The sequence below is a fragment of the Trebonia sp. genome (genome assembly GCF_030042015.1).
Lineage (GTDB): Bacteria > Actinomycetota > Actinomycetes > Streptosporangiales > Streptosporangiaceae > Trebonia.
In genome coordinates, this window is record NZ_JASIAL010000397.1 from 1 (window position 1) to 6,747 (window position 6,747).

A 6,747-nucleotide genomic window follows, 5' to 3' on the forward strand; every position below is an offset into this window, starting at 1 on the left:
CGAGCTTTCCGTGTTCGGGATCGGCACCGAGCTGCGCGAGGCGCAGTGGCGCGGGGTCGTCCGCCAGCTGCTGGCGCAGGGGCTGCTCACGGTGCAGGGGGAGTTCCAGACGCTGGCGCTCACCGAGGACAGCGGCGAGGTGCTGCGGGGGCAGCGGCAGGTGCTGCTGCGCCGCGACGTGCCGGTGCCGAAGGCGGAGCGTGCCGCCAGGCAGGGCGCCGCCGCCGCGACGGCGGCGGGGGCGCGGCTGGAGGCCGGCGACCTGTCGACCGCGGACGCCGCGGTCTTCGAGCGGCTGCGCGCCTGGCGCGGCACGTGCGCGAAGGAGCAGGGCGTGCCCGCCTACGTCGTCTTCCACGACGCGACGCTGCGCCAGATCGCCGCCGTCGCCCCGGCGACGCTGGCCGAGCTGTCCGAGATCAGCGGGGTGGGCGAGGCCAAGCTCGCCAGGTACGGCGAGCAGATCCTGCGGCTCCTCACGGCCCAGGACTGACGGACGGTGGCATCCCGGGCCGACGGCAGGGCACCGTGAGGTCTTTCGCCTCGATCGCCGAGGTCAGCGGTCCAGCCGGGATTGCAGGTCGTCGAGCCGGGCGTGCAGCAGCGCTATCTCGGCGGTGAGCACCGCGATCGCGTCGGTCCGCGTGTCCGCCCCTTCAGCCCCGGCCGCCGCGGCGGGTGCGGGCTCGACGCGCACCGGGCCGTCGAGGCGGGCGGCGAACTCGGCCATGAGCAGCACCGGGCGCCCCGCGGCGCACGGCGCGCACACCGGGGTCAGCTGCCGCCAGCCGACGATTCCGCTGCCCGCGTCGGTCAGCCCGGTACCCGGACGGCCGCAGTCGCACCAGCTGCCCCTGATCGCCAGGACCCGCTGCCTGCTGTAGCGCAGTCCGCGCTCGTAGCGGATATACCGGCCGGAGGCGGTGACCTCGAGCAGCAGCGCCGAGCGGTTCTCGGTGGCGCAGCCGAGCGCCCTGGCGTCGGCAAGCTCGTGCAGGCAGTAAAAGCCGCACCCGCACCACCGGCGCGGTGTCACGTGCCGCCTGTTCCATACGCAGGAGGCCTCCGCGATGACCCCGTACACCCGGCCGGCCCCGAGCGTCAGCCCGGTGAACGCGGTGCTCGCGCCGTCGGCGGACGCCATCGCGTGCGCCAGCTTGAACCCGGTGAACGGCCGGTCCGGGCGCTCGCCCCTCGCGGCTTTGTGCCCTGGCGTGCGCACTGCCCGGGTGCCCTTCGGCAAGCTCGCCCTGGCGCTCAGCCCGCGGCCACGACAGGCTGCGGCTGCTCAGCAACCGGTGCCCGTTCGGTATCTGGATTTAGATCCTCCGCCACCGCAGGCGCTTCCGCATCCTCCACATAGCCTGCCGCCTGTTCCTTGCCCAGCCGCATGCTCGACTCCTCTTCCCTGCTGGCGCCAACCAGCCGGCTCATTCAGGTCATTGAGTCCTGTACCCGCCCGCGGGTCATCCCCACACCTGGCGGGCCGTGGACGCGACCAAGTCGAGCTTGCGGCGCTCGTCGTCGACCGTGATCAGGTTGCCGAGCGAGCCGGAGGCGAAGCCGCACTGCGGGCTGATCGCCAGGTTCTCAAGCGGCACGTACCTGGCCGCCTCCTCGACCCGCCGGCGGAGCTCGTCCTGGTCTTCCAGCTGCGGGACCTTGGTGGTGACCAGGCCGAGCACCACCGTGGGGGCCGCTTCGCCGCGGGGGACGAAGCGCAGCGGCTCGAAGCCGCCCGCCCGCTGCGTGTCGTACTCGAGCAGGAACCTGTCGACGGGCACCTCGCTGAACAGCCGCTCGGCGACCGGCTCGTAGCTGCCCTGCGAGATCCACGAGCTGCGGTAGTTGCCGCGGCAGATGTGCATGCCGACGGTGACGTCGGGGTTCATGGACTTGACGGCGCGGACGATCCGCGAGTCGACGGCGATCGCCATGTCCAGCACCGTGCGCGGGTCGGCGCCGGCCCGCGCGCTGCCGCTCGCCGCCGGGTCGATCACCTGGTTGTAGCTCAGCGAGTCGAGCTGTATCCAGCGCACGCCCTGGTCGATCAGCTGCCCGATCTCCTCGATCTGCAGGCCGGCCAGGTCCTCGACCAGGTCCGGCAGCGTGGGGTACGCCTGCGCGGACAGCCGCGGATCCCAGACCATGCCGCCCATCGAGGCGCTGATCATCGTGATCTTGAACGCGCCCGGCGCGTGCGCGGCCATGAAGCGCGCCTCCACGCCGGTGAGGTCCTGCTTGCGCGACACCTTGGCGGTCACGGCCACGCCGTCGGTGAGCGTCTCCTCCGGCCCCAGTTCCCTGCCGTCGCGGTACCACCGCATCGTCCGGCTGGCGGGCACCACCCCGTCGAGCGACTCAAGCAGGCCCGCGCGCCACGACTCCCGCCGCGCCTCGCCGTCGGTGAAGACGTGCAGCCCTGCCCGCTCTTGCAGGTCGATGAGCTCGAGGATGGCCCGGTCCTCCGCCTCGCGCAGCTCCTGCGTCGACAGCGTGCCCTGCTCGTGGGCGTCGCGCGCCGCAAGCAGCCAGGGCGGGCGGAGCAGGCTGCCGACGTGTTCGGCGTGGTAGTCGGTTGGCATGCCCCATACTCTTCTCCAGATGCCGGCCGAAGTCCATGTGTGAGAGCGGGGTGTCGATGGCGGGTATTAGTGCCATATGGACGCCACTGCCCCTGGATATGCCGACTACCTGACCGCGGCGGACCTGCGGCTGCTCTGCGACGCCGCGGGCCTGTCCGACCGGGCGATCGCCGCCGCGGCGGGCGATCCGGCGCTGCTCGAAGGGCTGCTTGCCGACCCGCGGGTGTTCGAGGCCGTGTTCGGCGCCCGCGATGAGGTGGTGTTCGTGTCGCCGTTCCTGGCCTTCGGGGTGGCGGTGCACCGCGCGGTCGCCGACCTGGCGGGCATGGACTACCTGCCCGAGCGCTCAGGGCCGCGGCAGCGGATCCCCGTGTTCGACACGCCGCAGCTGCGGGACTTCCTCGGCTCGGCGCAGCGGCGGCTGTTCCTCGCCGAACTGCTCGCGTCCTTCACCAGGGTCGCCAGCGGCCGGTACCGGCCCGCGGGCGGGCGGCCGCGGGCGCGGCGGTTCAGCGAGCTCGATCCTGTGCGGCTCGCCGGGCTGCTCGACGTGGCTCCCGAGGAGTCCAGGCCGGGCATCTACCGCAGGCTGGGCGACGTGTCCCTGTTCCTGGCGGGCGTCTTCCCCGACTACTCCGCGAGGCACGCCCTCGGCCCCATCGACGTGTCCCGGCTGCTGCGCTCCGCGCGGGTCCCGCCGGGCGAACGGGACGGGCTGTCCGCCGCGCCAGCGCTTGACCTGCTCGAATACCTCGGCGCGCGCTGGTACCGCGCGGCGCTGGCGACGGCCCCGGTGCGGACCGCGCGGCTGGACGTGGTCGGCGACGTGGCGGGCCGGTTCCACCAGGCCCGCCGGGTGCTGAACCACCTGACCGACCGTTACCTGTTCGGCTCGGCCGGCCAGTGGTTCCCGCAGCTTGGCGCCTCCTGATCCGCCCCGCCGTCCCCCGCCGTCCCCCCGCCGTCCCCCCTACGTCCCCCCGCCGTCCCCCGCGGTCCCCCGCGGTCCCCCCGCGAGTCCCGCGAGTCCCGCGAGTCCCGTGAGTGCGACTTTGCACACCTTGAAGTCCAGGATGTTTCGCAACACCGTATTTTGTAGGTGTTTCGGCGTGTTCTGGTTGTTCTGGGAGGTTCGGGTGTCGTGGGCGCGGCTGACATTCACCGAGCGGGCGGAGATCGCCCGGCTGCATGACGAGGGTCGCGGGGTCCGGGCGATCGCCCGGGTGCTTGAGCGCGCGCCGTCTACGATCTCGCGGGAGCTGAAGCGGAACACCTCGCCGTCGCCGCGCCGGTACCGCGCGTTCCAGGCGCACATCATGGCCCGCGAACGGGGGCGCCGGCCCAGGCCGCGCAAGCTGGCGGCCGGCACGCTGGTGCGCGCCCAGGTCGTGCAGATGCTGCGCGCGGACTATTCTCCGTGGGAGGTCGAGGGCCGGCTGAGGCTGGAGTATCCAGGCGACCGGGGGATGCAGGTGAGCCACGAGACGATCTACCAGGCGCTGTTCGTGCAGGGCAAGGGCAGCTTGCGCGCCGAGGTCGGCCAGGCGCTGCGCTGCGGCCGCCGCCGGCGCCGCACGCGCAGCCACGAGCCGAAGGCAGGCCCGATCGCCGGTGCCGTTCCGATCAGCGACCGGCCGGCCGAGGCCGGGGACCGGGCAGTGCCCGGGCACTGGGAAGGTGACCTGATCATCGGCAAGAACGGCCAGAGCGCGGTCGTCACCCTGGCCGAGCGGGCCTCTCGGTTCTGCCTGATCATCGCCCTGCCCGACGGGCGGACCGCGGACAAGGTCGCCGACGGGCTCGCCGACCGGATCCTGACCCTGCCCGCCGCGCTGCGCCGCACGCTGACCTGGGACCGCGGCGTCGAGATGGCCGCCCACGCCGCCTTCACCATCGCCACCGGCGTCCAGGTCTACTTCGCTGACCCGCACTCCCCCTGGCAGCGCGGCACCAGCGAGAACACCAACGGGCTGATCCGCTACTACCTGCCTAAGGGCACCGACCTGTCCGTGCACACCCAGGCCGGCCTGGACGCCATCGCCGGCAAGCTCAACACCCGCCCGCGCCGCGCCCTGGGCTACCGCACCCCTGCCGAAGCCCTCGACCAGCTGCTCGCCGCCTGACCGAAGACAGCGCCGCACTCCCGCCACAGGCCGTGCCCGGACTTGACAAGGGGCGGCGGCCCGTACGCTGGCCCGCGAACCGGGCAAGCCCTCTGGCCTGCCCGCAATAGCCCGGTCAGGGCCGCCGCGAGGGTTCCCTTGTCAAGTCCGGGCACCCCCCGGCAAACCCCGGAAAATGAGCGGCGGCGAAGCCGCCGCATGTCTTCCCTGGCCCGGCCGCCCGTTGCGCTAGCCGCTTGACACCAAGCACTCCCTGACCTTTTCGGAGTCCGTTATGGGCGATTTGTTCATGCAAGGAGTGTGCAAAGATGACGCCAGTTGCTGCTGTGGTTGATGGTGCCGCGCCGGGGGCCGGGCGCGCTCAGCCGTCCGCGACCATGATGCAGAAGGGGTGCCCGGACGGGTCGGCGTAGACGCGCAGGGGTTCTTCCTCGTCGCCGGAGCGGTCGAGAAGCAGGCGGGCACCGAGCGCCAGGGCGCGCTCGTGCTGGAGGTCGAGCGATGTCATGTCCCGGACCGTCATGTCCAGGTGGAGCTGCTGCGGGACGGCGTCCCCCGGCCAGGTCGGCGCGCGCAGCGACGTCACTTGCTGGAACGCGATCGCCTTGCCGCCCGCGGGATCCCGCAGGACCAGCCAGTCGCGGCCCCGCTCGTCGTCGCCGCCCGGGCCTGGCGGCTCGTCGCCTGGGCGGTAGGCGTACCCGAGGAGCTGCCGGTAGAACTCGGCCAGCCCGCGGGCGTCGGTGGTGTCGAGCACGACCTGGCGCAGCTGCGGGAATCCGGACGCGCTCACACCAGCGCCTGGTAGACGAGCTGCCGCAGCTGCGGGCGGATCGGGTGCGCGCTTGAGGGCATCAGCTGCGTGTAGAAGGAGGCCGTAAGCTCTTCGGCCTGGTCGATCCAGAACGCGGTGCTCGCCATGCCGCCCCACGAGAGCTCGCCTGCCGAGCGGACGACCTTCCCTGGCACCGGGTCGATCACCACCGCGAAACCCAGGCCGAAGCCGACGCCGCGGAACGGCGCCTGCGGGTCCAACGCCCTGCCGAACGTCTCCAGGTCAGCGCCGCCGGGCAGGTGGTTCTCGCCCATGTAGCGCACCGTGCGGGGGCTGAGCAGCCGCACGCCGTTCAGCTCTCCTGCCGGGCTTTCCCGGCGGTCCAGCAGCAGCTGGGTGAACGTGTGGTAGTCCGCGGCCGTGGAGACCAGGCCGCCGCCGCCGCTGAGCAGCGCAGGCGGCTTGCGCGCCTCCTCGCCGAGGGCGTCCATCCGGGCCGGCTTGCGGTCCGGCGCCGCCCCGTACAGGGCCGCGAGCCGGGGCAGGTCCTCCGGCGGCGCGTAGAAGCCGGTGTCGGTCATGCCGAGCGGGTCCAGGATCCGCGACCGGAAGAACTCGTCGAGCGGCTGGCCGGAGGCGACCTCGACCACGCGGCCGAGCACGTCGGTGGCGACCGAGTAGTTCCATTCGGCACCCGGCTGGAACAGCAGCGGGATGCCGGCCCAGATGTCGCACGCCTGCGCGAGGGTGATCCCTGGCTTGGTGTGGACGTCGAACCCCGCCTTTCGGTACACGGCGTCCATGGGGTGCACCCCGTGGAACCCGTAGGTGAGGCCGGCGGTGTGCGTGAGCAGATGCCAGATCCGCACCGGCTCGACGGCCGGGACGGTGACCGGCCGCACGTCCGAGCCGCCGGTGTAGACCCGGACTTCGGCGAACGAGGGGATGAACCTGCTGACCGGGTCGGTGAGCTCGAGCGCGCCCTCCTCGTACAGGATCATCGCCGCCACCGAGGTAATCGGCTTGCTCATCGAGTAGATCCGCCACAGCGTGTCCGGTTCGACCGGCAGGCCCGCCTCGGCGTCGCGGGACCCGTGGCAGGACACGTGCGCGAGGCGGCCGTGCCTGCTCACCGTGATCAGCCAGCCGGGCAGCCGGCCGTCGTCCACGTAGCGCGCGAAGTGCGCGTCGATCCGCCGCAGTCGCTGCGCGTCCAGGCCCACCTCGGCCGGGTCGACCTCAACCTTTAGTTCGCTCACCGCAC

Annotated in this window: 8 protein-coding genes; 3 read left to right on the top strand and 5 right to left on the bottom strand. The window is 72.5% G+C overall.

What is annotated here, in order from left to right; translation table 11 throughout:
- The coding region (locus Q1N79_RS21540) for an HRDC domain-containing protein (RefSeq protein WP_300611705.1) at positions 1–493 on the top strand (493 nt) is incomplete at its 5' end.
- Between the two features lie 63 nt (positions 494–556).
- On the opposite strand, the gene Q1N79_RS21545 is transcribed toward Q1N79_RS21540, so the two are convergent.
- The 3 genes from Q1N79_RS21545 to Q1N79_RS21555 form a co-directional block, all read right to left on the bottom strand.
- Positions 557–1,222 (bottom strand): hypothetical protein, encoded by a 666-nt coding sequence (locus tag Q1N79_RS21545; protein ID WP_300611707.1) that lies wholly within the window; start codon positions 1,220–1,222, stop codon positions 557–559.
- A 35-nt stretch (positions 1,223–1,257) separates the two neighbouring features.
- Positions 1,258–1,392 carry a hypothetical protein gene (locus Q1N79_RS21550; protein ID WP_300611709.1) on the bottom strand — a complete coding sequence of 45 codons (135 nt, stop codon included), beginning with the start codon at positions 1,390–1,392 and terminating at the stop codon, positions 1,258–1,260.
- 74 nt (positions 1,393–1,466) lie between these two features.
- On the bottom strand, positions 1,467–2,585 hold the full coding sequence (locus tag Q1N79_RS21555; RefSeq protein ID WP_300611711.1) for a 5-methyltetrahydropteroyltriglutamate--homocysteine S-methyltransferase: 1,119 nt from the start codon (positions 2,583–2,585) through the stop codon (positions 1,467–1,469).
- A 76-nt stretch (positions 2,586–2,661) separates the two neighbouring features.
- Between Q1N79_RS21555 and Q1N79_RS21560 the strand changes: the two genes are divergently transcribed.
- Positions 2,662–3,516, top strand: a complete 855-nt coding sequence (locus Q1N79_RS21560) for a hypothetical protein (protein WP_300611713.1) — start codon at positions 2,662–2,664, stop codon at positions 3,514–3,516.
- Positions 3,517–3,703: 187 nt separating this feature from the next.
- Positions 3,704–4,708, top strand: a complete 1,005-nt coding sequence (locus Q1N79_RS21565) for an IS30 family transposase (protein ID WP_300611717.1) — start codon at positions 3,704–3,706, stop codon at positions 4,706–4,708.
- Positions 4,709–5,069: 361 nt separating this feature from the next.
- Here the strand turns inward: Q1N79_RS21565 and Q1N79_RS21570 are convergent, their stop codons facing one another.
- Positions 5,070–5,501 (bottom strand): VOC family protein, encoded by a 432-nt coding sequence (locus Q1N79_RS21570; RefSeq protein WP_300611715.1) that lies wholly within the window; start codon positions 5,499–5,501, stop codon positions 5,070–5,072.
- Positions 5,498–6,747 (bottom strand): serine hydrolase domain-containing protein (locus Q1N79_RS21575; RefSeq protein ID WP_367185127.1); only part of this gene is annotated, 1,250 nt, incomplete at its 5' end. The genes Q1N79_RS21575 and Q1N79_RS21570, both read right to left, overlap by 4 nt.

Bases quoted from the DNA above. Each gene is read 5' to 3' on its own strand.
- Q1N79_RS21555 (WP_300611711.1), bottom strand. From the start codon at position 2,585: ATGCCAACCGACTACCACGCCGAACACGTCGGCAGCCTGCTCCGCCCG.
- Q1N79_RS21560 (WP_300611713.1), top strand. From the start codon at position 2,662: ATGGACGCCACTGCCCCTGGATATGCCGACTACCTGACCGCGGCGGAC.
- Q1N79_RS21550 (WP_300611709.1), bottom strand. From the start codon at position 1,392: ATGCGGCTGGGCAAGGAACAGGCGGCAGGCTATGTGGAGGATGCGGAA.